Origin of the sequence: Xanthomonas sp. AM6, from assembly GCF_025665335.1 — a bacterium.
GTDB lineage: Bacteria > Pseudomonadota > Gammaproteobacteria > Xanthomonadales > Xanthomonadaceae > Xanthomonas_A.
On record NZ_CP106869.1, the window covers coordinates 4209229 to 4235612 of the forward strand.

The following is a 26384-nucleotide window of genomic DNA, read 5'->3' on the forward strand; positions in this document are numbered from 1 at the left end:
TGGTGGTCATAGTTGGCCCACCTGCCGCGCGCCGCGGTATGCCTGGATGCGGTCGGGTGGGCGTATCGCGTCGCCGGTGCAGCAGGTTGGGACACGCAGTCACCGACTCCTTCTGTCGCGGCTGAAGCCGCTCCTGCAAAGGGCTGCAGCTGGCGGCTTGCTGGCAGGCTTCAGTCCCGACCGTGACCGGCGCGGTCCTTGGGGTGCCGCTCCACCGCGCCGGGTCGCGGCGTCGGCTGCCCGCGCGCAGGCGTCGCAGCGGCAACGCGCGAACGGCGCCGGCTCAGGACTTGAGCCGGTAGCCGCTGCGGAAGATCGCCCAGACCACGCCCAGGCACAGTGCCAGGAACACCCCGGTCATGCCCGCGCTGACCGCGATGTGCACGTCGGCCTTGCCGAAGAAGGCCCAGCGGAAGCCGCTGACCAGGTACACCACTGGATTGAACCAGCTGATCTTCTGCCACAGCGGCGGCAGCATGCCGATCGAGTAGAAGCTGCCGCCGAGGAAGGTCAGCGGGGTCACCACCATCAGCGGGATCACCTGCAGCTTCTCGAAGCCGTCGGCCCAGATGCCGATGATGAAACCGAACAGGCTGAAGGTCAGCGCGGTCAGCACCAGGAAGCCGAACATCCACAGCGGATGGGCGATCTCGTACGGCACGAACGCGCGCGCGGTGAGCAAGATCAGCAGGCCGAGCATCACCGACTTGCTGGCCGCCGCGCCGACGTAGCCGATCACCACCTCCCACCACGCCACCGGCGCCGACAGCACCTCGTAGATGGTGCCGGCCCAGCGCGGCATGTAGATGCCGAACGAGGCGTTGGACACGCTCTCGTTGAGCAGCGACAGCATCACCAGCCCGGGGATGATGTAGGCGCCGTAGCTGATCCCGTCGATGGCGCCCATGCGCGAGCCGATCGCCGCGCCGAACACCACGAAGTACAGCGAGGTCGACAGCACCGGCGAGGCGATCGACTGGGTGAGCGTGCGGAAGGTGCGCGCCATCTCGAAGCGGTAGATCGCGGCGATCGCGTGCAGGTTCATGCGCGCGCCTCCGCGCCGGCGGCGGCCGGGCGCACCAGGTTGACGAAGATCTCCTCCAGCGAGCTTTCGCTGGAATGCAGGTCCTTGATCTCCACGCCGTGTTCCTCCAGTTGCCGCAGCAGGGTGCCGATGCCGGTCTGTTCGGCCTGCACGTCGTAGGTGTAGGTCAGCGTGGCGCCGTCGGCCGACAGCTCCAGCGGCTGCGCGGCCAGTGCCGCGGGCAGTTCGTGCAACGGCGCCTGCAGGGTCAGCGCCAGCTGCTTCTTGCCGAGCTTGCGCATCAGCGTGGCCTTGTCCTCCACCAGCACCAGCTCGCCGCGGTTGATCACGCCGACGCGGTCGGCCATGTCCTCGGCTTCCTCGATGTAGTGCGTGGTCAGGATGATGGTGGTGCCCTGCTCGCGCAGGCGCCGCACCATCTGCCACATGTCGTGGCGCAGTTCCACGTCCACGCCGGCGGTGGGCTCGTCCAAGAACAGGATGCTGGGCTCGTGCGCCAGCGCCTTGGCGATCAGCACGCGCCGCTTCATGCCGCCGGACAGCGTGGAGATCTTGCTGTCGCGCTTGTCCCACAGCGACAGTTCGCGCAGCACCTGCTCCAGGTAGGCGGGATTCTTCGGCTTGCCGAACAGGCCGCGGCTGAAGCGCACCGTCGCCCACACCGTCTCGAACGCGTCGGTGGCCAGTTCCTGCGGCACCAGTCCGATCTTGGCGCGCGCGGCGCGGTAGTCGCGGACGATGTCGTGGCCGTCGGCCAGCACCCGGCCGCCGCTGGGATTGACCAGGCCGCAGATCACGCTGATCAGCGTGGTCTTGCCGGCGCCGTTGGGCCCGAGCAGGGCGAAGATCTCGCCGCGCTGGATGTCCAGGTCGATGCCCTTCAGCGCCTGGAAACCGCCGGCGTAGGTCTTGGTGAGCTGTTGCACGGAAATGATCGGCGACACACGAACTCCTTGCGCGGCGAACCGGAACCACCGCGACGAACGTCCGACAGGGTAGAGGTCCGTTCCGCTTCGATAAACCCCGATGGACGGAAGCAGTCTCCCGTGTACGGGACAGTGTGGGGCCGGGATTGGGGATTGGGGACTCGAGCCTAGCAGCGGCGTTGTCGCGAGCATGGCAAGCCCCGCGCCCGCCAGCCGGCCAACCCTCCGGCACCGAAGCCTTACCAATCCCCAATCCCCAATCCCCAATCCCGGCCCTCAGCCCTCAGCCCTCAGCTCTTGCGCCGCGCCTCCAGCAGATCCAGATTGCGGATCAGGCGGCGCGCGATCTCGTCGGAGATCCTGCGCTGGCGGGTCAGCTTGAACAGTTCCTGGCGTTCGGCCTGCAGCCCGGCGTGGCGCAGCTGGCGCAGCACGTCGTCCAGCCGCCGCGCCTCTTCCGGGTCGCTCTCCATCGCCTCGCCGTGGTCGAGGTGGCGCTGGTACAGGGCGCTGACCCGGATCGCCGCCTCGTTGTACAGGTCGGCGTGCTCGCTGTCCTGCACCAGCCGCTGGCGCAGCGTCTCCACCGCCGCCAGCGCCGCGCGCGAGGATTCGCGCCGCGCCAGGTCCTCCTCCAGGCGGTCGCTGGGTTCCTCCGGCAGTTCCAGCCCGCGCAGCAGCCGCGGCAGCGCCACGCTGGCGACCAGCAGCGAGGTGACGATCACCGCGCTGGCCAGGAAGATCGCCAGGTCGCGCGCCGGGAACGCGGCGCCGTTGGGCAGCGCCAGCGGCAGGGTCAGCACGCCGGCCAGGGTGATCGCGCCGCGCACCCCGGCCAGCGAGGTGGCCACGATGATCCGCGATGGCGGGCTGCGCCCGGACTCGCCGCGGCGCCGCGCCTTGAGCAGGTTCCAGCGCAGCGACAGCCACACCCACACGAAGCGCAGCAGCAGCAGGCCCACGTAGATCGCCAGCGCATAGCCCAGCAGCCACCATGGGTTGAGGTGCCCGGCCTCGTCGATGTTGTGCACCGCGCCCTGCACGATGCCCGGCAACTGCTCGCCGAGCAGCACGAACATGATGCCGTTGAGGGTGAACTGGACCATGTCCCACACCGCCGAGCGCTGCACGCGCATGCTGCCCGGCGCGCGGCCGCTCAGTTCCACGTAGCTCATGCTGATGCCGGCGGCGACCGCGGCGAGGATGCCGGAGGCGTTGATCGCCTCGGCCAGCAGGTAGGCGGCGAACGGCAGCAGCAGGTTGACCAGGATCGCCGCGCCGGGCTCCTCGCCGACCTGGCGCCAGATCCAGCGCTGCGCCAGGCTCGCGCCCAGGGTCACGCCGATGCCGGCGGCGACGCCGACCAGCGCCACCCACAGGAAGGTCAGCGAGGCGTCGGCCAGCGAGAACGTGCCGGTGACCGCGGCGGCCACCGCGAACTGGAAGCAGACCAGGCCCGAGGCGTCGTTGAGCAGCGATTCGCCTTCCAGGATGTGCATCAGCCGCTTCGGGATCGGCGCGCGCGAGGCGATCGAGGACACCGCGATCGGATCGGTCGGCGACACCACCGCGGCCAGCGCGAACGCCACCGCCAGCGGCATCGCCGGGATCATCCAGTGGATCAGGAAGCCGGCGCCGACCACGGTGAACACCACCAGCCCCAGCGCCAGTTCCAGGATCGCGCCCTTGTCGCGGAACAGGCCCTGCTTGGGGATGCGCCAGCCGTCCAGGAACAGCAGCGGCGGCAGGAACAGCAGGAAGAACAGTTCCGGCTCCAGCGCGTAGCCCTTCTTGAACACCCCGGCGATGACCGCGCCCAGGCCGATCTGCACCAGCGGCAACGGCAGCGAGAACGGCAGCATGCGCACCAGATAGCCGCTGGCCACCACCGCCAGCAACATCGCCAACACCACTTCGATCGAATGCATGCTCGTCCGGACGGCGGCGCCGCGCCGACGGCAGCGCGCCATGAATGGGGGAAGCGGCAAGCAAAGCGCACCGCAGGCGCGATGTCCAGTGGCCGCAGCGCGCGGCGTTTAGGCGGCGGCGCGGCGGCCGTTGCAACCGGGCCTGCCGCGCAGGCCATGGAACACGGCACGCGCTAGTATCGCCCATCCCTGTCCGCGCCCGAACCGGCGCAACGCCGCCGGAGACGCCATGCTGACCATCCAACAGCTCAATGCCTTCATCGACGACCCGACGGTCAGCGACAACGTGTCGCAGATCTGGGCGCTGATCGGCCAGCATTTCGAGCAGGCCCAGGCGAGCCTGCCGGCCGAGCACGCGATGCCGCGGCGCGAGCTGTCCTTCCACGACCACGTGCGGCTGCTGGGCTATCTGTGCCTGCTGCTGGAAGGCGTCCCCGGCGACCTGGTGGAGATCGGCGTGTGGAAGGGCAAGTCGCTGGTGCTGATGAACGAGGTCAGCAACCGCCAGCGCCGGGTGATCGGGCTGGACCCGTTCGCGCTGCCGAACCAGTTCGAGGAGTTCAACCACTACCGCCAGCTGCTGCTGCCCAATGCGCAGTTCATCCGCGGCTACTCGGAATTCTGCGCCCAGCACTTCTTCAACATGAAGCCGGAGGTGGCGCTGCTGCACATCGACGGCGGGCACACCGGGCGCAACGTGCTGCTGGATTTCCTGCTGTACGGGCCCAGCGTGGTGAGCGGCGGGTTCGTGGTGTTCGACGACTACGGCGACCACCAGCACTCCCCGGAAGTCGGCCCGGCGGTGGACCTGCTCCGCGCCACCGGCTACTTCAACGCCTTCCACGTGCTCGGCTGCGCGCACGGGTTCGAGAACAGCTACGTGCTGCAGCGCCTGTAGGCCGCCGCGTGGACGGCGCCGCGCGTGCGCTCAGCGGCCCCGCTGCGCAGCAGCGTCCGCCGCGGCGGTGCGCGGGGTCTCCGCGGCCTGGGCCAGCGCGTGCAGGTCGTCCACGAACCCGCGGTAGGCCGCCGCGCCCGCCTCGCCGCCGCCCTGGCGCAGCACCCACGACGGATGCACGGTGGCCAGGGCGCGGGGGCCGTCGGCCAGCGCCTGCCACTGCCCGCGCTGCGCCATCAGCGCGAACCCGTTGCCCAGCACCGCGCGCGCCGCGGTCGCGCCCAGGCACAGCACGATGCGCGGGCGCACCCGCGCCAGCTCGCCGGCCAGCCAGAAGCGGCAGGCCTCGACCTGCGCGCGCTCGGGATTGCGGTGCAGCCGCGCCTTGCCGCGCTGCTCGAAGCGGAAATGCTTGACCGCATTGGTCACGTACAGCCCGGCGCGGGCGATGCCCAGCTCGCCCAGCGCGCGATCGAACAGGCGCCCGGCCGGGCCGACGAACGGCCGCCCGCTCAGGTCCTCCTCGTCGCCGGGCTGCTCGCCCACCACCATCACTGCCGCATCGCCCGGGCCTTCGCCGAACACGGTCTGCGTGGCCGGCTGCCACAGCGGGCAGCGGCGGCAGTCGCGCGCGGCCGCGCGCAGCGCCTCCAGGCTGTCGCCGGCGTCGACCGCGGGCGCCGGCGGCGGCGCGGGAATGCGCCGGCGTACCGGCGCCGGCGCGCGTTCGGCCATCTCGCGCACGCGCTGCCCGGCCTCGCGGATCAGGCCCGGCAGCAATCGCGTCTCCGGCAGGTTCTTCCAGTACTTCTGCGGCATCTCCTGGCGCATCATGGTCGGATTGAGCCGCGCCGGATTGAAGATGTTGGCGTAGTAGGTGCGCCACAGCGCGTCCTGCGCGTCGTCGGCCGGCGCCGCGTCGCGCGACGCCCCGGCTCCGAACTGCAGCGCCTCCCCATCCCAGCGCACGCTGCGGTACGGCGTCAGGATCGCCCAGCGCATGCCGGCGAAACGCCGCGCGAAGAACGGCGCGACGCGATCGACGATGTAATGCTCCGGCTCGAACCAGGCGACGAACGCCTCCGCCTCGCCCGGCACCTCGCGGAAGCGCACGAACGCCTTCATCTTGTGGCTGTCGCGGCGCACCGCCTGCGCCCATTGCTGCGCCCGATGCACATCGGCATCGGTGACCCGCTGCAACAGCGCCCGCTCGCCCGCGGCGATGCGCCACAGCAACCGATACAACACCGCATGCCGCTGCGGATCGCGATGGCACAGCACCGCCCCGGCCAACGCCAGGAACTCCGCCGATACCCGCGGCGGCGGCACCACCGCCGGCAACGCCCCCACATCGACCCCGGCCAACAGACCGCCCTGCGCATCCGCATCCCAGACCAACCTCTCCGGCGCCACCTGCGCGCACCACCCCGCCCGCGCCGCCGCCCGCCAGGCCTCCAGACTCCACCCCGGCACCACTTCAGCCTGAAACACCGCCCGCCCCCCGCTTCCAGCCAACCCCAGAACCGACCACCGCCACGCCCTCCGGCTCACCGATCCGGCGCATCGGCGAACGCTCGATCACCCGCTCGCAGGGAGCACCCCACCCGCCACCGCAACCGCTGTTGCTGTTGCTGTTGCTGTTGCTGTTGCTGCCACCATCGCAACACCCCAGCTCCCGCACCACCACCATCCCACCCAGTCAATCAAACAACCCACCCTGCCGCGGCGCCGGCGCCAACTGCGCCCGCAACCGCTGCGGATCGTCCAACCGCCGCCGCGGATGATGATCGGCCACACTGACGAACGGCAGCACCTTCTTCATCGGCATCCGCAACCGCGCCAGGTCTTCCACCCGCAACCGCGCATGCCGCCGCGCCAGCAACAACCGCTCCACATTGCGCGTCCCCAGTCCCGGCACCCGCAACACCATCTCCCGCGCCGCCGTGTTCAGATCCACCGGAAACCGCTCCGGATGCCGCAACGCCCAGGCCAGCTTCGGATCCACGTCCAGATCGAGCATCCCGCTGGCCGCCTCCGGCGCGATCTCCTCCACCGAGAAATCGTAGAAGCGCAGCAGCCAGTCGGCCTGGTACAGCCGGTGCTCGCGCTGCAACGGCGGCGCCTGCAGCGGCAGCTTCGACGAGGCATCGGGAATCGGGCTGAACGCGGAGTAGTAGACCCGCCGCAACCGGTAGTTGCCGTAGAGGTTGTGGCTGGTGCGCAGGATCGCGCGGTCGTCGGCGCCGTCGGCGCCGACGATCATCTGCGTGCTCTGCCCGGCCGGCGCGAAGCGCGGCGGCTTGGCCCGGATCGTCTTCTCGGCCTTGCGCGCCTCCTTGCTCTCCTCGATGCGCCAGCGCAGCTCGCCCATCGCCGCGCGGATGCCGCCGACGTTCTTTTCCGGCGCCAACCGCGCCAGGCCCTGTTCGGTCGGCAGCTCGACGTTGATGCTGAGCCGGTCGGCGTAGCGGCCGGCCGCGGCCAGCAGTTCCGGCGCCGCATCGGGAATGGTCTTGAGGTGGATGTAGCCGGCGAAGCGGTGTTCCTCGCGCAGCTGCCGCGCCACCTCCACCAGCTGCTCCATCGTGTAGTCGCTGTTGCGGATGATGCCGCTGGACAGGAACAGGCCCTCGATGTAGTTGCGCTTGTAGAAATCCAGGGTCAGCTTCACCACTTCGGCCGGGGCGAAGCGCGCGCGGCGCACGTTGCTGGAGACGCGGTTGACGCAGTACGCGCAATCGAACACGCAGAAGTTGGTCAGCAGGATCTTCAGCAGCGACACGCAGCGGCCGTCGGGCGTGTACGAATGGCAGATGCCCATGCCCTCGGTGCTGCCGATGCCGCCGCTGCGCAGCGAATGGCGCTTGTCCGCGCCGCTGGAGGCGCAGGAGGCGTCGTATTTGGCCGCGTCGGCGAGCACGGCGAGCTTTTCCAGGGTGTTCACCCGCGGACGATGCCCGCTGGCCGTCTCAGCCTGTGAGACGGCGATGCGCCCTCGGCTTCACCGCGATGAACGGCTCAGGCGGGCGCCGAGGCGGCGCGGCATCCGCTCAGGCCGCGGCGCGCTGCGCGGTGCCGTCGAACCGGTACAGGTCCATCGCCAGCAAGCCGGCATCGATGCCGGCGTCGATGCGCTGCGCGCCCAGCCCGTCCGCGCCGGCCGCGCCCATCGCGAAGTAGATCGGCAGCCAGTGCTCGTCGGTGGGGTGCGCGCGCTCGGCGAACGGCGCCTGGCGGCGGTAGTCGAGCAGCGCCGGCAGGTCCTCGCGCCGCAGCGCCTGCTCCACCCAGTCGATGAACGGGCGCACGTACGGCGCGTCCTTGCCCTCGGCGTAGCGGCCGAAGTCGTGCAGGTTGTGGGTGATGCTGCCCGAGCCGACCAGCAGCACGCCGTCCTCGCGCAGCGGCGCCAGCGCGCGGCCCACCGCCAGCTGGTGCGCCGGCCCCAGGTCGGGCTGGATCGACAGCGGCACCACCGGGACGTCGGCCTGCGGATACAGCAGCGACAGCGGCACCCATACGCCGTGGTCCAGGCCGCGGCGCTCGTCCACCTGCGGCTGCAGGCCGGCGCGCGCGAGCCGCTCGGCGACCTCGTGCGCCAGCGCCGGCGCGCCCGGTGCCGGGTACTGCATCTCGTGCAGCGCGCGCGGGAAGCCGCCGAAGTCATGGATGGTCTGCGGCTGCGCCGCCGCGCCGACCAGCGGCCGCCGCCCCAGCCAGTGCGCCGAGGCCACCACGATCGCGCGCGGGCGCGGCAGCGCCGCCGCCAGTTCGGCCAGCCGCGCGCCGACCAGGCCCGGCTGCAGCGCGGTCATCGGCGAACCGTGGGAGACGTACAGCGAAGGCAGGCGGGACATGACGGGTTCTCCATGGGAATGGCGCGGCGACCGCATTGCCGGGCGACGCGGCCGCAGGCGGTCGGCAAGGACGCGTGCCGTGCGCCGGGGCGACGACGCCGGCCGATGACGCAGGAATCCAGGGTATTCCCGACCCATGGGGAGATAAATTACCCTCCGGCCAGATATCTATTTCGGGAACGGCAACAATGGATACGCTGGACGCGATGCGCGTGTTCGTCACCGTCGTCGACCGCAACGGTTTCAACGCCGCCGCCGAGGCGCTGGGCATGTCCACCGCCAGCGTCACCCGGCAGGTGGCGTGGCTGGAGAAGCGGCTGGGCCTGCGCCTGCTCAACCGCACCACCCGCCGGGTCAGCCCGAGCAGCGCCGGCACCGCCTACTACCAGCGCTGCCAGGTGCTGCTGGCCGAGTTCGACGACATGGAGGCGGCGGTCGGCGAGCAGGCGCTGACCCCCTCCGGTACGCTGCGGATCAACGCGCCCTTCAGCTTCGGCATCGCCCGGCTGGGCCCGCGCCTGGCCGGCTACCGGGCGCGCTATCCGCAGGTGGCGCTGGACCTGTCGCTGTCCGACCGGCTGGTGGACATCGTCGAGGAAGGCTACGACATGGCGATCCGCATCACCCGTCAGGTGACGCCGACGCTGATCGCGCGCAAGCTCGGCGAGGTGCAGGCCTACCTGTGCGCCTCGCCGGACTATCTGCAGCGCGCCGGCACGCCGCGCCTGGCCGCCGACCTCGCCGGGCACGAGTACCTGAACTACAGCTACGTGCCGCTGGAGGAGATCACGCTGCACGGCCCCGACGGCGAGACCCGGGTGCGGGTGCACGGCGGGCTGCGCGCCAACAGCGGCGACGTGCTGCGCGAGGCCGCCATCGCCGGCATGGGCATCGTGCTGCAGCCGGACTTCATCGCCCAGGACGCGCTGGAGGACGGGCGCCTGGTACGCGTGCTGCCCGACCACCAGCTCGGCCCGATCGGCGTCTACGCGGTCTATGCCAGCCGCAGCCACCTGGCGCCGAAGGTGCGCAGCTTCATCGACTACCTGGTCGAGGTCGGCATCGAGCGCGAGATGCACGGCGACGCGGCCGCCTGACCCGCGGGTCGCCGGCGCCGGTCGGACACAACATCCTGCGCGTGGCGATGATCGAAGCGGCGGCGCATGCGCACAATGCCCGCGCTTCCTCCCCTCCTCCAGGAATTCGCCATGAGCAAGATCGCGATCGTCTATTTCAGCGGCTACGGCCACACCGTCAAACAGGCCGAGGCCGTGCACGCCGGCGCGGCCAGCGTCGGCGAGGCCACGCTGTACCGCATCGACCAGGACGGCAACCTGCCGGACGCCGCCTGGGACGCCATCGGCCAGGCCGATGCCATCATCTACGGCAGCCCGACCTACATGGGCGGGCCGGCCTGGCAGTTCAAGAAGTTCGCCGACGCCAGCTCCAAGCCGTGGTTCTCGCAGGCATGGAAGGACAAGGTGGCCGCCGGCTTCACCAACTCGGCCTCGGTCAACGGCGACAAGTTCGCCACCATCGCCTACTTCTGGACCCTGTCGCAGCAGCACGGCCAGATCTGGGTCGGCACCGGCCTGCTGCCGGCCAACACCAAGGCGCACGGCCCGGCCGACACCAACTGGACCGCCGGCTCGGCCGGCGCGCTGGCGATCTCGCCGTCGGACGCCTCGCCGGAGGAAGCGCCGCGCGTCGGCGACCTGGAAACCGCCCGGCTGCTGGGCCAGCGCGTGGCGCAATACGCGGCCAGGCTCAAGCGCTGAGCCGCGTTCCCGCGTCGCCACCGCCACGGTGGCGACGCAGTTGGCCGTCGCGCGCCCGGCGCCGGCCAGGCAGTGCCGCCGTTACCCGGCCGGCGCATTCGCCGCGCGCAGGTGGTCGATGAACACGCGCAGCTTCGGCGCCAGGTGCTCGCGCGCCGGGTAGTACAGATAGAAGCCGGCGAAGGGCTGTTGCCAGTCGTCGAGCACGCGGACCAGGCGGCCGGCGGCGACGTCGGCCGCGACCACCGACTCGAATCCCTGCGCCAGGCCCAGGCCCGCCAGCGCGGCGGCGTGGGTCAGGCCGCTGTCGTTGAACACCAGGGTGCCGTTCACCTCCACCTCGAAATCGCGGCCGTCGCGGGTGAACTCCCAGGCCATGCGCCGGCCGTTGCTCATGCGGTGCACGATGCAGTCGTGCTCGACCAGGTCGGCCGGCGTCTGCGGCACCGGATGGCGCCGGAAATAGGCCGGGGCGGCGCAGATCACCTGGCGCTGCATCGGTCCCAGCGGCACCGCGATCATGTCGCGCGCCAGGCATTCGCCGAGGCGGATGCCGGCATCGAAGCCCTCGGCCACCACGTCCACCAGCGCCGCGTCCACGCACAGCTCCACTTCGATCTGCGGATAGCGCGCCAGGAACGACGGCAGCCACGGCATCACCAGCTGGTCGGCGACCACCCGCGGCAGGGTGATGCGCAGGCGCCCGGCCGGGCGATCGCGCACCGCGTCCAGGTCCAGGAACGCCGCCTCGATCTGCGCCAGGCCCGGGCTGACCCGCTCCAGGAAGCGCGCGCCATGCTCGCTCAGCGCCACCCGCCGGGTCGTGCGATGCAGCAGGCGCACGCCCAGCTGCGCCTCCAGCGTGCGCACCGTCTGCGACAGGGCCGAGGCCGAGACGCCCAGTTCGTCGGCGGCGCGGGTGAAGCTGGCGTGGTGGGCGACGCGGGCGAAGGCGACCACGGCAGGCAGGGGACTTGCGGCCATTATGAAGTTCAGCTTCAAGGAAGATGCGGACTATGCCAGTTTATCGGCTTGGTCGAGCGGCGCATCCTGCCCCTCCCGCGGTCACGGACCGCTTGCCAGGAAGCTTCCCATGTCGCTCGACCACTACCGCCTGCTCGGCCGCTCCGGCCTGCGTGTCAGCCCGATCTCGCTGGGCACGATGACCTTCGGCAACGACTGGGGCTGGGGCGCCGACGCCGCCGAGGCCGAGCGCCTGTTCGCGCGCTACGTCGAACGCGGCGGCAACTTCATCGACACCGCCAACATCTACACCAACGGCAGTTCCGAAACCCTGCTCGGCACGTTCGCCCAGGGCCGCCGCGACCGCCTGGTGATCGCCAGCAAGTACACGCTCAACCCCTTCCCCGGCGACCCCAACGGCGGCGGCAACCACCGCAAGAACCTGCTGCAGTCGGTGGAGGCCAGCCTGAAGCGGCTGCGCACCGACTACCTGGACCTGCTGTACCTGCACATCTGGGACGACACCACGCCGGTGGAGGAAGTGATGCGCGGCTTCGACGACCTGGTGCGCGCCGGCAAGATCGTCTACGCCGGCATCTCCGACACGCCGGCCTGGCAGGTGGCGCGGATGCAGACCCTGGCCGACCTGCGCGGCTGGTCGCCGCTGGTCGCGCTGCAGATCGAATACAGCCTGGCGCAGCGCACGGTCGAGGCCGAGCTGGTGCCGATGGCCGAGGCGCTGGGCCTGGGCGTGCTGGCCTGGTCGCCGCTGACCATGGGCATCCTGACCGGCAAGTACAGCCGCCAGGACCTGGCCGCGGTGCAGCGCCGCGCCGCCGACGGGCAGGCCGGCGCCGAACGCGGCGATGCCGCGCATGCGCACGAGATGCTGACCGAGCGCGCGCTGGACATCGCCGACGTGGTCAAGCAGGTCGCCGCGGAGATCGGCCGCTCGCCGGCGCAGGTGGCGCTGGCCTGGCTGCTGCAGCGGCCGGGCGGCGGCGCGATCCCGATCGTCGGCGCGCGCACGCTGGCGCAGCTGGACGACAACCTCGGCGCGCTGGAGCTGCAGTTGGAGGCGCAGCAACTGCAGCGGCTGGATGCGGTCAGCGCGGTGGCGCATCCGTTCCCGCATGCGTTCGTGCGCCTGCCGATGCCGCGGCAGCTGGTGTCCGGCGGCACGCGCCTGCAGCCGCGCACGGCTGCGCGCTGAACGGCGCGACCGGATGCGTTGCCGACGCTGCGCGAACGCCGGCCGTGACATGGTCGGCACCTGCACGCAGCGCGGCGCGGCACGGCGCGTTTGCAGGATCGGACAAGCATCCTGCGCGATCGCGATAACGCCGCGGCGCGCCGCGCCCGCATCCTCCGTGCCCCTGCGGCGGCATCCGCGCCGCACCGTTTTCCAACGTCTCCCCCACTCCCAACAGGAGCTTCCCGATGCAAACCCGCACCCTCGGCCGCAACGGCCCCCGCGTGTCCGCCCTCGGCCTCGGCTGCATGGGCATGAGCGCGTTCTACGGCGGCCGCAGCGACGACGCCGCCTCGATCGCAGTGATCCACGCCGCGCTGGAGCACGGCGTCACCCTGATCGATACCGCCGACATGTACGGCCCGCACACCAACGAAGTGCTGGTCGGCAAGGCGCTGGCCGGGCGCCGCGAGCAGGCGTTCCTGGCCACCAAGTTCGGCATCAAGCTTGATCCCAACGATCCCAGCGTGCGCGGCGTCGACGGCCGCCCCGAGTACGTGCAGGCCGCCTGCGAGGGCAGCCTGCAGCGCCTGGGCGTGGACCACATCGACCTGTACTACCAGCACCGGGTGGACCCGAACGTGCCGATCGAGGACACCGTGGGCGCGATGGCGCGGCTGGTGGAACAGGGCAAGGTGCGCTTCCTGGGCCTGTCCGAGGCCGCCGCCGGCACCATCCGCCGCGCGCATGCGGTGCACCCGATCACCGCGCTGCAGAGCGAGTATTCGCTGTGGTCGCGCGATCCGGAGAGCGACCAGGTGCTGGACACGGTGCGCGAGCTGGGCATCGGCTTCGTGCCCTACTCGCCGCTGGGCCGCGGCTTCCTGACCGGCGCGATCCGCTCGCCGGAGGACTTCGACGCCGACGACTACCGCCGCCACTCGCCGCGTTTCCAGGGCGAGAACTTCGCGCGCAACCTGCAGCTGGTGGAACAGGTGCGCACGCTGGCCCAGGCCAAGGGCGTGACGCCGGGCCAGCTGGCGCTGGCCTGGGTGCTGGCGCAGGGCGAGGACCTGGTGCCGATCCCGGGCACCAAGCGCCTGGCCTACCTGGAAGAGAACCTGGGCGCGCTGCAGGTGACGCTGAGCGCCGAGGATCTCGCGCAGATCGAGGCGATCTTCCCGGCCGACGCCGCCGCCGGCACCCGCTACCCGCCGACGATGATGGCGACGCTGAGCCGCTGAGCCGCAGGGTCGATCCCGGCCGCGCCGCGCCTGCGGCCGGCCGGCACGCGGCGCGGGCCGATTTGCCCGCGCCGCGCCGGCGTCGCATGATGCCGGACGTGATCTCGTTCATCGTCCCCGCCCACGACGAAGCCGCCCTGATCGGCGACACCCTGGCGTCGTTGCACATCGCCGCACAGGCGCTGCACCTGGACTTCGAAACCCTGGTGGTGGCCGATGCCTGCAGCGACGACACCGCGCAGATCGCGCGCCGCCACGGCGCGCAGGTGCTGGAGGTGCAGCTGCGGCACATCGCCGCCACCCGCAATGCCGGCGCCGCCGCCAGCCGCGGCCGCTATCTGCTGTTCGTCGATGCCGACACCCGCGTCAACACGCCGGTGCTGGCGGCGGCGTTGCGCGCATTGCACACCGGCGCGGTCGGCGGCGGCGCGCAGGTGCAGCTGCTCGGCGACATCGCCTGGCACGAGCGCATGGCGCAAGTCCTGTTCGGCTGGCTGTTCCGCCGCACCGGCATCGCCCCGGGCTGCTTCCTGTTCTGCACGCGCAGCGCCTTCGCCGCCGCCGGCGGTTTCGACGAGCGCTACTACGCTGGCGAGGACGTGGCGCTGAGCCGCGCGCTGGCGCGGCACGGCCGCTTCGTGATCCTGCGCGAGCCGGTGCACACCTCCGACCGCAAGCTGCGCAGCTTCAGCAAGCGCGAGCACCTGGGCCTGCTGCTGCAACTGCTGCGCCGCGGCCGCGGCATGCTGCGCTCGCGCGATGCGCTGGGCTTCTGGTACGGGCAGCGCCGCGGCCGCTAGGCGCGCCGTCCATTCCCATACGGGTTGGGTGGGCCTGCAAAGCGGTTGCGCCGCATTCGGGCGGCTTTCTACCATCTGCACATGGGCGAGAACGGCAAGCTGGAGATCAGGAACGCGGTGATGGCGGACCGGCAGGCCATCGTGGCGTTGATGGCGGCGCTGGACTATCCCGGCACCGAGGGCTTCATCGAGGCGCGCCTGGCGCAGCTCCTGGCGCATCCGGACGAGGCCTTGCTGGTGGCCGCCGCAGGGGACGACGTGGTGGGCGTGTTGTCGCTGCATTTTCTGCCGCAGTTGGCATTGGCCGGCGACATAGGCCGCATCAGCTATTTCTGCGTGGACGATCGCGCGCGCGGCGCCGGCGTGGGGCAGCGCTTGCTGGCGGAGGGCGAGGCCCTGGCGCGGCAGCGCGGCTGCGACCGCCTGGAGGTGCACTGCCATCGCCGGCGCGAACGGGCGCACGCCTTCTACCGGCGGGAAGGCTTCGTCGAAGCGCCCAAGTATTTCGCCAGGTTGCTGCGCGATTGAGGACCGTCTGAGGTCGCCAGCGGCAGGCAGCGACGCGATCTTCCGGCGCGCGGTTGCCGGCGCCGATCCGCTGGCAGTACGCTGCGCCCCCCTTGCGCGAGCTTTCGCATGACCGTCGAACCCAGCAGGCCCATCGCGGTGCGCATCCTCGGCACGGGCGACTATCTGCCGGCGCGGCAGGTGGCCTCGGAAAGCTTCGACCGGCGCTGGGGCAAGCCTGCCGGCTGGACCTTGCGCCATGCCGGGGTCGGCGTGCGCCACTATGCCGGGGCCGAGGAACCGGCCTCGCTGATGGGCGAACGCGCCGCGCGCGCGGCGCTGGCGGCGGCGCAATTGGAACCGCGCGAGGTCGATTGCGTGATCTCCGCCTGCAGCGTGATGGAGCAGGCGATCCCGTGCAGCGCGGCGCTGCTGCACGCGCGGCTGGGCCTGCAGGGCAGCGGGCTGGCGGCCTTCGACGTCAACGCCACCTGCCTGAGCTTCGTCGCCGCGCTGGACCTGGCCGCCTGCGCGATCGCCGCCGGCCGCTACCGGCGCGTGCTGATCGTGTCCAGCGAGATCGCCAGCGTCGGCCTCAACGACGAGGACATGGATACCGCGCCGCTGTTCGGCGACGGCGCCGCGGCGGTGGTGCTGGGCGCGGACACGACCGGCAGCGGCTCGCAACTGCTGGCCGCGCACCTGGAAACCTATTCCGAAGGCATCGCGCATTGCCGGGTCCGCGCCGGCGGCACCCGCCTGCGCCTGGAACACGGCGTGGAGGCGTTGCGCGCCGGCTCGCTGTTCGAAATGAACGGGCGCGCCACCTATCGCCTCGCCGCCGCGCAGTTGCCCGGGTTCCTGCAGCGGCTGCTGGACAAGGCCGGCGTGGAGCTGGCGCAGTTGCAACGGATCGTGCCGCACCAGGCCAGCGCCAAGGCGCTGCGCCATCTGCAGGCCGCGCTGCGGCTGCCGACGGACATGCTGGTCAACGTGATCGGCACCCGCGGCAACCAGATGGCCGCCTCGATCCCCGGCGCGCTGCACCAGGCCATCGCCGACGGCCGCATCGTGCGCGGCGACCTGGTCGGCCTGGTCGGCTCCGGCGCCGGGCTGGCGTTCGGCGGCGCGGTGCTGCGGTACTGACATGGCGCGCATCCTGGTCACCGGCGCCTCCGGCTTCATCGGCGCGCACATCGTCCGCGCCCTCGCCGCGCAAGGCGCGCAGGTCCGCGCCAGCGGCCGCAATGCCGCGGCATTGGCCGCCTTCGCCGGCGATCCGCGCATCGACGTGGTCCGCGCCGAACTGTGCCGCGACGACCTGGCGTCGCTGCTGCACGGCTGCGAGGCGGTGATCCACTGCGCCGCGCTGTCCGCGCCCTGGGCCAGCGCCGAGGTGTTCCGCCAGGCCAACGTGGTCGCCACCGAGCGCATGCTCGCCGCCGCGCAGCGCGCGCAGGTGCGCCGCTTCGTGCACTTCAGTTCGCCGAGCATCTATTTCCGCTTCGCCGACCAGTACCAGGTGACCGAGGACTTCACCCCGCCGCCGCGCTGGATCGGCGGCTATCCGCAGACCAAGTGGGAAGCCGAGGAAAAGGTGCGCGCCGCCGCCGCGGCCGGGCTGCCGGCGCTGGTGCTGCGCCCGCGCGCGGTGTTCGGCCACGGCGACAACGCGATCGTGCCGCGCCTGCTGGCGGTGGCGCAGCGCGGCTGGTTCCCGCTGGTGCACGGCGGCCGCGCGATGATCGACGTGTGCTGCGTGGAGAACGCGGTGGCCGCCGCGCTGGCCGCGCTGCGCGCCGAGCAGTTCGGCGACGGCCGCGCCTACAACATCAGCAACGGCGCGCCGATCGCGGTGCGCGACCTGCTCACCGAACTGTTCGCGGCGCTGCGGTTGCGCGTGCGCCTGCTGCCGGTGCCGCGCCGCCTGGCGCTGGCGCTGGCCACGGTCGGCGAACAGATCGCGCTGCGCCGCCGCGGGCAACCGGAGCCGCGGCTGAGCCGCTACGGGATCGGCGTGCTCGGCTATTCGCAGACGCTGGACATCGGCCGTGCCCGCCGCGAACTCGGCTACGCGCCGGTGCTGTCCACCGAGGCCGGGATCGCGGCCCTGGCGCGCGGATGAGACCGCCGCGGCAGCGTCCGGATTGGGCATGCGCGGCATCGTGCGGCGACGCATGCGCACGCGTCAGTGCGGGAGCGGCTTCTGTCTCGGCGGGGCTTGCCCGCCAGAGCGCCGCGGCCGAAACATCGCCCACGCATCGCGCAGCCAGGCGAGGACGGGCATGAGCGCGCCGACGCTGCGCTGGAGGCTGTACGAAGCCGGGCACTGCACCCATCCCGAGCGCGCCACGCGCCGCGGCGCGGCGCTGGCGCCGTGCCAGTTCCCGGCGCTGGCGGCGCTGCTGCAGCATCCGGTGCACGGCAACCTGCTGTTCGACACCGGCTACTCGCGGCACTTCCTCGACGCCACCGCGCATTTTCCCGAGCGCCTGTACCGGGTGCTGACGCCGGTGCACCTGGCGCCGGGCCAGTCGCTGCGCGAGCAGCTGGCGCGCGACGGCATCGATGCGGCGGCGATCGGCTGGATCGTGCTGTCGCATTTCCACGGCGACCACGTCGGCGGCGTGGCCGATTTCGCGCAGGCGCGCATCGCCTGCGCGCGGCAGGCCTGGGACGACCTGCAGCGGCGCGGGCGGCTGGCCGCGCTGCGCGAAGGCTTCCTGCCGGCGCTGCTGCGCGGCGCGCGCGAACGCATGCACTGGTTCGAGGACCTGCCCGTCGGCGCGGCGCCCGCGGCGCTGCGCGACTTCGGCGCGCCGCGCGACCTGTTCGGCGACGGCAGCGTGCTGCTGGTGCCGCTGCCCGGGCACGCGCCCGGCCATTACGGCCTGTGGTTCGAGGATGCGCACGGGCCGGTGTTCCTCATCGCCGATGCGGCCTGGTCCAGCGCCGCGCTCGCCGACGGCACGCCGCCGCCGGCGCTGGTCACCCGCCTGCTCGGCGAGCACCGCGTCTACCGCGACACGCTGGCGCGGCTGCACGCGCTGCGCCTGGCCGAACCGGCGCTGCGCCTGGTGCCCTCGCATTGCCGGCAATGGCGGCCGGCCGCGCGCGCGGCCGCCGATGGCTAGCGCGCCGGCGCTGCTGATCACCGGCGCGCGCGCGCCGGTGGCGCTGGACCTGGCGCGGCGCTTCGCCGCGCAGGGCTGGCGCGTGCACCTGGCCGACAGCGTGGCCTGCCGCATCTCCGGCTGGTCGCGCGCGGTCGCCGCCAGCCATCGCATCGCCCCGGCGCGCTACGCGCCGGCCGCCTACATCGCCGACCTCAATGCGCTGGTCGCGCGCCACCGCATCGCGCTGCTGCTGCCGACCTGCGAGGAAGTGTTCTACCTGGCGCGCTACCGGCAGGCGCTGCCGGCGCAGCTGGACGTGCTGGTGGACGCCTTCGACACGCTGCGCGCGCTGCACAGCAAGTGGCAGTTCCTGCAGCTCGCGCGCACGCTCGATGCCGAGGTGGACGTGCCCGACAGCGCGCAGGTGCGCAGCCTGGCGCAGGCGCGCGCGTGGGCCGGCAGCGCGCCGCTGGTGCTGAAGCCGGAATACTCGCGCTTCGGCGTGCACGTGCGGGTGCATCCGGATGGCCTGCCCGCCGCCGCGCCGCCGCTGCCCGAGCAAGGCGACTGGGTCGCGCAGCGCTATTGCGCCGGCGAGGAGCGCTGCTCGTACGCGGTGGCGCGCGACGGCGTGCTGCTGGCGCATGCGGTGTACCGGCCGCGCTACCGGTTGCAGCGCAGTTCCAGCTACTACTTCGAAGCCGCGCCGTCGCCGCAGATCGAACGCTTCACCGCGCAGCTGGTCGGCAAGCTCGGTTTCAGCGGACAGATCTCCTTCGACTGGATCGTCTCGGCGCAGGGCCGCTGCAGCGTGATCGAATGCAACCCGCGCGCGACCAGCGGCCTGCACCTGTTCGCCGCCAGCGACGCGCTGGTCGCGGCGCTGGACGGCAGCTGCCGCGATCCGGCGGCGGTGGTGCGCCCGGCGGCCACGCGCGCGGCGATGCTCGGCCCGCTGATGCTCGGCGTCGCCCTGCCGGCGGCGCTGCGCCACGGCCGACTGCGCCGCTGGCGCGAGGACTACGCCCGTGCCGACGACGTGCTGGCGCCGCGCGGCGACCGGCGCCCGCTGGCCGGCGCACTGCGCGACCTGGGCAGCCATGCGCGGCTGGCGCTGGCCCAGCGCTGCACGCTGCGCGAGGCCTCCACCCGCGACACCGAATGGGACGGCGAAGCCCTGCCGCCGCCATGACCGCCGCCGAAGCCGCTGACGACTACGCGACGCAGGCGCGGCGCTTCGCCGCGCTGCATGCCGGCCGCGACGCGCGCAGCGTGGCCAGCAACCTGCACGCCCGCATCGAGATGCTGCAGGCCGGCACGCTGGCGATGCCGGTGACGGTGGGCCAGGCGCACCCGGGCAATGCATGGGTGTGCTCGCCGCGCACCACCTATGCCGACTACGCCGCCGAGGAGGCCGCGCGCCTGCTGCCGCGCGCGCTGGCCGCGCCGCTGCGCGGGCTGTGCGGCGGCATCGGCGCATGGCTGGACTGGGCGCGGATCGACCGCGCGGTCACGCTCAACAACTGGCTGCTGTCCACCAACCTGTATCCGCCGCTGCCGCCCGACGGCCTGGGCGCCTTGCTCGATGCCGCGCGCGCACGCTGGCCCGACCACGCGCTGTGGTTCCGCTCGTTGAACCGGGTGGACACGCCGCACTGGCTGGACGCGCTGCAGGCGCAGGGCTTCACCCTGATCGGCAGCCGCCAGGTCTATCTGTACGAGGACTGGCCGCGGCTGCTGCGCCACCGCGACCTGGCCCGCGACCTGAAGCTGACCGCGCGCACCGACCTGCAGCGCTGCGGCAACGACGCCATCGGCGAGGCCGACTACCCGCGCATCGCCGCGCTGTACGCGCAGCTGTACCTGGACAAGTATTCGCACTGCAATCCGGCCTACCACGCCGACTTCCTGCGCGCCTGGCACCGCGCCGGGCTGCTGCGCTTCGACGGCTTTCGCGACGGCAGCGGCGAACTGGCCTGCATCACCGGCCTGTTCGGCATCGGCGGGACGCTGACCGCGCCGATCGTCGGCTACGACCTGCGCCAGCCGCAGCGGCTGGCGCTGTACCGCACGCTCACCGCCTGCGGCTTCGAACACGCGCTGCGCCATGGCCGCCGGCTCAACCAGAGCGCCGGCGCGGCCACCTTCAAGCGCCAGCGCGGCGGCACGCCGGTGATCGAATACAGCGCGGTGGACGCGCGCCACCTGCCGCTGCGCCGGCGCCAGCCGATCGCCGCGCTCGGCGCGCTGACCGAACGCATCGGCGTGCCGCTCATGCGCCGTTACCGGCTCTGAACGGCGTCGCCCGGACCCATCCCGGCGCTGCAGGCAAACGCAGGACCGCTGGCGGCGCATGCGACCCGATCCATCCGACCGGGAGCGCCGCGGCCGGTCCCGATCGCGCCGGGAATCGCTAAAGACTTCGCCTGTGCCGCCGATAATTCGGCATTCGTTCGCGGCACGACCACGATGGACCTAAACGATGTTTCTCGCCGGCCTGTCCCGTGTCCGCGCACCACGCTCACGGCGCCGCCGTTCCTTCGCCAGGCAGGCCGGAACATCGGGCGCGTTCAAGCCGATGCATCGGCTGTCGCCGCGCCGCCAGCGCACCTGCGTCGCCCTGTCCTGGGCGGCATCTGAACATCGTTTACTGCCGCGGATCGGGGGCCCTGTGGAGTGGATCGCGCACCTGGCGCACGCCGGCACCCTGCTGATCGTCAATGCGTTGCTGGCGGCGGTGTCGGCGGCGGTGTTCCTCGCCATCCATTGGACCGGACGCAAGGCGACGCCCGTCCGCGGATTGCTGCTGCTTGGCCTGAGCTACGGCACCTTCGCCGTCGGCTTCGGCATCCTGCTGCTGCCGGCATTGCCGGTGTACGACGCCAACGTGGTACTGCTCGGCAACCTGACGCTCGATCTGGCCACGGTGTTGACCCTGGTGGCGGTGAACGCCTACCTGCGCCGGCCCCTGGTGCAGACGCGGATCCTGGTACCGGTGGCGCTCATCGGCCTGGCGGAGATCTACTGCCTGCAGCAGGGCGGGGTCGATCTCCGGATCATGGTGATCTTCGGCTGCGCCCTGCGCGGCCTGTTGACCGTCGCCACCGGCGTGGCCCTGTGGCGCCATGCCGACGCGACCGCGCGGACGGCGGCGCGCTTCACCGCCGCCTTCCACTTCCTGTGGGCCTTCATGCTGCTGCTGCGCATCGCGTGGTGGTCGTTCAACCCGTCCGCGGACACCGGCCACGACCCGACCTCGACGTTCGGATTGCTCTCGCGCATGGTGCTGACCTCCATCATCACCCCCGGGTTCCTGTGGATGCTGACCCGGCAGATGCATGCGGAACTGATTCGCCACGCCTCGCAGGACGCCCTCACCGGCGTGGCCAACCGTCGCGTCATGTGGGAAAAGGGCGAATCGGCCACGCAGAGGGCGCGCGACAGGAATTCGCCGATCGCGGTGCTGATGATCGACGTCGACCACTTCAAGAGCATCAACGACCGCCTGGGCCACACCGCGGGCGACCAGGTCCTGGTCGCCATCGCCGACACGCTCGCGCGGCACATCCGCAGCCCGGACCTGCTCGCCCGGGTGGGCGGCGAGGAGTTCATGGTGCTGGTCCCGCACGGCGACGAAGCGGTGGTGCGCGACATCGCCGAACGCCTGCGCCGCATGGTGGAGCGCCAGGAGATCGTGGCCCCGTCCGGCGCCCCGGTCGCCTGCACGGTCAGCATCGGCTACTGCATCTCGGCGCAGGCGCAGGTCGAGTGGCAGAAGCTGGTCCTCATCGCCGACCAGGCGCTGTACGCGGCCAAGCGCGGCGGGCGCAACCGGGTGACCGGAACGGTCGTCGCCTAGCGCCCCGCGGCACACAGCGTGCCTGCATCCGCGCTGCAGCAATGAGACCGCGCGCACCGGAACAGCAGCGCAGCACAGCGCGACAGCGCAGCGCAGGCCGAGCACCGCAGCGGCGCCGCGCCGCCTGCCGCCCAGCGTGCACCATCGGGCGCATCGATCCAGGCACCGATGCGCCGCGCATGCGACGCTAGCGGCCATGACCGACTGGCATCCCTCGCTGTACCGACACTGGTTCGCCGTGGCCCGCGCCGACGCGCTGCGCAGGCGGCCGCTGGCGGTGACGGTGATGGACCGGCACGCGGCGATCGCGCGCTGCGCCGACGGCAGCCTGCTCGCGCTGGAGGACCGCTGCCCGCACCGGCATGCGCCGCTGTCGGCCGGCTGCGCCACCGGCGACGGCCTGGCCTGCCCGTACCACGGCTGGCGCTTCGACCGCGACGGCGCGCTGCGCGAGATTCCCGGCATGCCGCCCGGGCAGGCGCCGCCGGCGGTGCGGGTACGCGCATTCGCCGCGCGCGAGCACGACGGGCTGATCTGGCTGCGCCCGGATCCCGCCGGCGACGCCGCGCCCGCGCAACTGGTGCAGGCGCTGCAGCCGCCGTCGCGGCGTTTCCTGTGGCGCACGCGCTGGGACGCGCACGTGGTCGATGCGCTGGAGAACTTCCTCGACCCGCTGCACACCCACCTGCTGCATCCGGGACTGGTGCGCCGCGGCGGCGCGCGCACGCCGATGCGCGCCTGCCTGCAGACCAGCGCCGGCGGCTTCCACGTCGACTACAGCGGCGCCGCCGCGCAGAGCGGCTGGCTGTACCGGCTGTTCGAATCGCCGCGCACGCTGGAGCGCGCGCATTTCGCCGCGCCCGGCACCGCGCAGATCGAATACCGCTACGCGCGCGGCGGCCGCGTGCGGATCAGCCTGCACTTCACCCCGGTCGGTCCGCGCAGCACCGAGGTGTTCGCCAGCCTGCACGTGGACGGGCGCTGGGCGCCGGCGTGGGCGGTGCGCTGGCTGGTATGGCCGCTGCTGCGCAAGGTCGGCGAACAGGACCGGCGCATGCTCGCGCTGCAATCGCGCAACCTGCAGCGCTTTCCCGGCGTGCGCGGCGCCTCGACCACACTCGATCTGGTGCGCGAGCCGCTGCGCCGCTACTGGGACGGCGAGCCGCTGCCGGCGCCCGGCGCGCAGCAGTCCATCGACCTCATGCTGTGACCGCGTCGGACATGCCGAGCGCGTCGATCGCCTGCGCCAACGGCACCGGCCGCCCGATCAGGTAGCCCTGCACATGGTCGCAGCCATGCGCCCGCAACCATTGCAACTGCTCGGCGCTTTCCACTCCTTCGGCCACCACTTCCAGACCCAGGCTGCGGCCGAGCGTCAGCAGGGCCTCGCAGATCGACGCATTGCGCGCGTCGCGATGCACGTCGGCGACGAAGCTGCGATCGATCTTCAGTGCATCCAGCGGCAGGTCGCGCAGGTAGGCCATGCTGGAAAAGCCGGTGCCGAAATCGTCCAGCGCCACGCAGACGCCGAGCGCGCGCAGCTGCCGCAGCACCTCCAGCGCCTGCTGCGGTTGCCGCATCAGGCTGCTTTCGGTCAGCTCTAGGTGCAGGCCGTCGGCGGCCAGGCCGGCATCGGAGCAGGCCTGTGCCAGGTCGGCGACCAGGTCGCCATCGAAGAACTGCAACGCCGAGACATTCACCGCCACCGGCAGCGCCGGCCAACCCTGCGCCGCCAGCTGCCGCCGCGCCTGCGCCGCGGCGCGCATCACCCAGCGGCCCAGCGGCAGGATCAGCCCGGTGTCCTCGCACAGCTGGATGAACTGATCCGGGGCGATGTGGCTCCCGTCCGCCTGCGGCCAGCGGATCAGCGCCTCCAGCAGGCGCGGCGCGCCGGTGTCGGCACGCACCACCGGCTGGAAGTACAGCTCGAATTCCTGCCGCTCGATCGCCTGGCGGATGCGCCCGGCCAGGCGCAGGCGTTCGCCGATGCGCGCGGACATGCTGCGCTCGAAGCGGGCGATGCCGCGCCCGTCGGCCTGCGCCGCGTGCGCCGCCTGCGCGGCGCTGCCGATGGCCTCCTCGGCGCCGGCGGCATCGTCCGGACAGAGCGCCACGCCGACATGCGCCTGCAGCTGCAGGGCGAAGTCGCCGCCCTGCACCGGCGTGGAGACCGCCTCAAGCAGCGCCTGCAGCGCCTGCGGCAGCTGCTGCGGATCCAGCACCGCCAGCACGAAGTCCTGCGATGGCTGATAGGCGGTCAGGCCGAAGCGCTCGCCGAGCCCGCGCAGGCGCGTCGCCACCGCGCAGCGCACCGCATCGCCGGCGGCGCGGCCCAGGGTGTCGCCGATCAGCGCCAGGCCGCGCAGCTGCACGTAGGCCACCGCGTAGGCGGCTTGCGGCCGTGCGTTCAGCGCCTCGGCCAGCGCGCGCGGATTGAGCAGCCCGGTAGTGACGTCATGGCTGGCGCGGAACGCGAGTTCGCGCTCGTAGGCCAGGCGCTGGCTGACGTCCTCGGCCAGGATCAGCCGCGCCGGCGCGCCGCCGAGCTCCAGGTCGGCGCTGTGGACGCGCACCGACAGCAGGCTGCCATCCTTGCGCCGGTGGGTCCAGATGCTCGGCTCGTCGAAGCCCTCGCGCGGCTTGCGCACGTCAGCCAGCAGCCGCTCGGCATCGCCGGCCGGTCGCAAGTCGAGCAAGGTCATCGCCAGGAACTCGTCGCGGCTGTAGCCGTACTGGCAGATCGCGGCCTGATTCACTTCCAGGAAGCGCAGGCTGTCCACCGCGAACATCCAGAACGGCAGCGGGTTGCGCTCGAACATCAGCCGGAACTGGCGCTCGGCATCGAGCAGCCGCGCCGCCACCTCCAGCCGCTCGCTCACGTCCTGCACCGCACCGGTCATGCACATCCCGTCGCGTCCCTGCACCAGCGCGCCGCGCGCGGCCAGCCAGCGCAGGCGCCCGTCCGGCATGTGCATGCGGTACACCGCGTTGTACTCGCCGCCTCCGTGCACGGCGTCTTCGTAGCAGCGCGCCACCCGCTCGCGGTCGTCGTCGTGCACCCGGGCCAGGAACGCGTCGACCGTCATGCTCATCCGCGGCAGTCCCAGCATCGTCCCCGTGGGCTCGGCCAGCGACAGCTGGCGCTGGTCGGTGTCGATCTGCCAGGTGCCGATGCCGCCCATCTCGTGCGCCAGGCGCAGATCCTCGTCGCCGCGGCGCAGCCGTTGCAGCAGATGCCGCTGGCGGCTCTCGGCACGGCGCAGGCTGCCGAGCAGATAGATGAACCCGGCCAGATACAGCAGGTACACCGCGCCCGCGCCACCGACGAACCACCACCAGCCCGCCAGCGCCTCGCGCACCGACAGCCCGGCCACCGCCAGCAGCGGATAGTCGCGCCCGCCGCTGATCGCCACCATCCGTGCCTGGTGGCCGATCATCGCTTCGCGCATGCCCAGCGCCAGGCCCTGCGGCTGAGACCGGGCCAGGTCCGGCGGCAGTTGCACGCGGCCACCGGCAACCGGGCCGCTGGCGGTCAGCAGCAGGCCCTGGGCGTCGATCAGGCCGACCACGCCGTCGTGCCCGGTATCGAAGCCGGTGACGATGGGTTGCAGCGCCGCAACCCGCCAGCGCGCCAGCACCCAGCCGCCGGAGGCCAACGGCAACGCCAGGCGCACCACCGGCTCGCCGTCGGCGGTGCGCTGCAGCGGTCCGACGAACACATCCGCGCTCTGGCGCTGCGCCTGCCGCGCCCACTGGCGCACGCTGGGATCGCTCGCACCGCCGAGCCAGCGCGCGCCCTGCGCATCCAGCAGGGCCACGCTGTGCAGTTCCGGATGCCGGGCCAGCAGGCGCTGCAGCGAAGCCTCGACCAGCGCCGGCGCGCGCGCCGGGATCTCCGCGCGCAGGGCCTGTGCATTCGCCGCCTCGCCACGCAGTGCCTGCCCGAGGATGTGCAGCTTCATCTGCAGCAGGCGGTCGGCGCTGGTCGCCAGCGCCAGGCTCTGCCGCTGCGCGGCCGCCAGCCGGTTGTCGCGGTCCTGCACCAGAACATAGACGAGCGCGCAGGCCATCGCCACCGCCAACAGCAGACCCCACACCAGGATCGCGTGCAGTGGCGCACGCAACGCACGCCGCAGGCGTTGCCTGAAGCGCAGATCGCGCGTCTTGGGGGTGGCGGAGAAGCGGCGCGGCATAGGTCATGGTTAGAGCGGCACGGCGGCGGCGAACTTGACCGCGCCGGGTGCTCCGCAGTTGCCTGCGCCGTTTAGGTT

Annotated in this window: 22 protein-coding genes; 14 read left to right on the forward strand and 8 right to left on the reverse strand. The window is 72.1% G+C overall.

The window, feature by feature from the left end:
• Positions 1-283: 283 nt before the first annotated feature.
• The 3 genes from OCJ37_RS18010 to OCJ37_RS18020 all read right to left on the reverse strand — a co-directional run bounded on the left by OCJ37_RS18010 (position 284) and on the right by OCJ37_RS18020 (position 3899).
• Complete coding sequence (locus OCJ37_RS18010) at positions 284-1045, reverse strand: ABC transporter permease (protein WP_263111062.1); 762 nt, start codon at positions 1043-1045, stop codon at positions 284-286.
• Positions 1042-1989, reverse strand: a complete 948-nt coding sequence (locus tag OCJ37_RS18015) for an ABC transporter ATP-binding protein (RefSeq protein ID WP_263111063.1) — start codon at positions 1987-1989, stop codon at positions 1042-1044. The genes OCJ37_RS18010 and OCJ37_RS18015 overlap by 4 nt, the downstream gene beginning before the upstream one ends.
• Positions 1990-2261: 272 nt before the next feature.
• Positions 2262-3899, reverse strand: a complete 1638-nt coding sequence (locus tag OCJ37_RS18020; protein WP_263111064.1) for a Na+/H+ antiporter — start codon at positions 3897-3899, stop codon at positions 2262-2264.
• Between the two features lie 229 nt (positions 3900-4128).
• Between OCJ37_RS18020 and OCJ37_RS18025 the strand changes: the two genes are divergently transcribed.
• Positions 4129-4797: a class I SAM-dependent methyltransferase gene (locus tag OCJ37_RS18025; RefSeq protein ID WP_263111065.1), complete on the forward strand. Its 669-nt coding sequence runs from the start codon at positions 4129-4131 to the stop codon at positions 4795-4797.
• A 30-nt stretch (positions 4798-4827) separates the two neighbouring features.
• Here the strand turns inward: OCJ37_RS18025 and OCJ37_RS18030 are convergent, their stop codons facing one another.
• The 3 genes from OCJ37_RS18030 to OCJ37_RS18040 all read right to left on the reverse strand — a co-directional run bounded on the left by OCJ37_RS18030 (position 4828) and on the right by OCJ37_RS18040 (position 8654).
• Positions 4828-6288 (reverse strand): UdgX family uracil-DNA binding protein, encoded by a 1461-nt coding sequence (locus OCJ37_RS18030; protein ID WP_263111066.1) that lies wholly within the window; start codon positions 6286-6288, stop codon positions 4828-4830.
• Between the two features lie 208 nt (positions 6289-6496).
• Entirely contained in the window at positions 6497-7741 is a 1245-nt protein-coding gene (locus OCJ37_RS18035; protein WP_263111067.1) for a putative DNA modification/repair radical SAM protein, read from the reverse strand.
• A gap of 106 nt (positions 7742-7847) precedes the next feature.
• Positions 7848-8654 carry a DODA-type extradiol aromatic ring-opening family dioxygenase gene (locus tag OCJ37_RS18040; RefSeq protein WP_263111068.1) on the reverse strand — a complete coding sequence of 269 codons (807 nt, stop codon included), beginning with the start codon at positions 8652-8654 and terminating at the stop codon, positions 7848-7850.
• Between the two features lie 188 nt (positions 8655-8842).
• On the opposite strand from OCJ37_RS18040, the gene OCJ37_RS18045 reads away from it, so the two are divergent.
• Both OCJ37_RS18045 and OCJ37_RS18050 read left to right on the forward strand, forming a co-directional pair.
• Positions 8843-9751 (forward strand): LysR family transcriptional regulator, encoded by a 909-nt coding sequence (locus OCJ37_RS18045; RefSeq protein ID WP_263111069.1) that lies wholly within the window; start codon positions 8843-8845, stop codon positions 9749-9751.
• Positions 9752-9862: 111 nt separating this feature from the next.
• The gene (locus tag OCJ37_RS18050) at positions 9863-10432 is read left to right on the forward strand and encodes a flavodoxin family protein (protein ID WP_263111070.1); all 570 of its coding nucleotides are present in this window, start codon (positions 9863-9865) and stop codon (positions 10430-10432) included.
• An 81-nt stretch (positions 10433-10513) separates the two neighbouring features.
• Here the strand turns inward: OCJ37_RS18050 and OCJ37_RS18055 are convergent, their stop codons facing one another.
• Complete coding sequence (locus tag OCJ37_RS18055; protein ID WP_263111071.1) at positions 10514-11416, reverse strand: LysR family transcriptional regulator; 903 nt, start codon at positions 11414-11416, stop codon at positions 10514-10516.
• 109 nt (positions 11417-11525) lie between these two features.
• Between OCJ37_RS18055 and OCJ37_RS18060 the strand changes: the two genes are divergently transcribed.
• The 11 genes from OCJ37_RS18060 to OCJ37_RS18110 all read left to right on the forward strand — a co-directional run bounded on the left by OCJ37_RS18060 (position 11526) and on the right by OCJ37_RS18110 (position 23323).
• Entirely contained in the window at positions 11526-12608 is a 1083-nt protein-coding gene (locus OCJ37_RS18060) for an aldo/keto reductase (RefSeq protein WP_263111072.1), read from the forward strand.
• A 227-nt stretch (positions 12609-12835) separates the two neighbouring features.
• A complete protein-coding gene (locus OCJ37_RS18065) occupies positions 12836-13831 on the forward strand; it encodes an aldo/keto reductase (RefSeq protein ID WP_263111073.1) in 996 nt (331 codons plus the stop codon).
• A gap of 98 nt (positions 13832-13929) precedes the next feature.
• A complete protein-coding gene (locus tag OCJ37_RS18070) occupies positions 13930-14631 on the forward strand; it encodes a glycosyltransferase (RefSeq protein WP_263111074.1) in 702 nt (233 codons plus the stop codon).
• 81 nt (positions 14632-14712) lie between these two features.
• On the forward strand, positions 14713-15159 hold the full coding sequence (locus tag OCJ37_RS18075) for a GNAT family N-acetyltransferase (RefSeq protein ID WP_263111075.1): 447 nt from the start codon (positions 14713-14715) through the stop codon (positions 15157-15159).
• 108 nt (positions 15160-15267) lie between these two features.
• The gene (locus tag OCJ37_RS18080; protein ID WP_263111076.1) at positions 15268-16284 is read left to right on the forward strand and encodes a 3-oxoacyl-[acyl-carrier-protein] synthase III C-terminal domain-containing protein; all 1017 of its coding nucleotides are present in this window, start codon (positions 15268-15270) and stop codon (positions 16282-16284) included.
• A 1-nt stretch (position 16285) separates the two neighbouring features.
• Positions 16286-17263, forward strand: coding sequence for an NAD-dependent epimerase/dehydratase family protein (locus OCJ37_RS18085; RefSeq protein WP_263111077.1), 978 nt, complete (start codon positions 16286-16288; stop codon positions 17261-17263).
• A 160-nt stretch (positions 17264-17423) separates the two neighbouring features.
• Positions 17424-18272 (forward strand): MBL fold metallo-hydrolase, encoded by an 849-nt coding sequence (locus OCJ37_RS18090; RefSeq protein WP_263111078.1) that lies wholly within the window; start codon positions 17424-17426, stop codon positions 18270-18272.
• Positions 18265-19446 carry an ATP-grasp domain-containing protein gene (locus OCJ37_RS18095; protein WP_263111079.1) on the forward strand — a complete coding sequence of 394 codons (1182 nt, stop codon included), beginning with the start codon at positions 18265-18267 and terminating at the stop codon, positions 19444-19446. The genes OCJ37_RS18090 and OCJ37_RS18095 overlap by 8 nt, the downstream gene beginning before the upstream one ends.
• Positions 19443-20549, forward strand: a complete 1107-nt coding sequence (locus tag OCJ37_RS18100) for a hypothetical protein (RefSeq protein WP_263111080.1) — start codon at positions 19443-19445, stop codon at positions 20547-20549. The genes OCJ37_RS18095 and OCJ37_RS18100 overlap by 4 nt, the downstream gene beginning before the upstream one ends.
• A gap of 376 nt (positions 20550-20925) precedes the next feature.
• Complete coding sequence (locus tag OCJ37_RS18105) at positions 20926-22113, forward strand: GGDEF domain-containing protein (protein WP_263111081.1); 1188 nt, start codon at positions 20926-20928, stop codon at positions 22111-22113.
• Between the two features lie 196 nt (positions 22114-22309).
• Positions 22310-23323, forward strand: a complete 1014-nt coding sequence (locus OCJ37_RS18110) for a Rieske 2Fe-2S domain-containing protein (protein ID WP_263111082.1) — start codon at positions 22310-22312, stop codon at positions 23321-23323.
• Here OCJ37_RS18110 and OCJ37_RS18115 read toward each other — a convergent pair.
• On the reverse strand, positions 23313-26306 hold the full coding sequence (locus tag OCJ37_RS18115) for a bifunctional diguanylate cyclase/phosphodiesterase (RefSeq protein WP_263111083.1): 2994 nt from the start codon (positions 26304-26306) through the stop codon (positions 23313-23315). The two genes, OCJ37_RS18110 and OCJ37_RS18115, sit on opposite strands and share 11 nt — an antisense overlap.
• Positions 26307-26384: the final 78 nt, after the last annotated feature.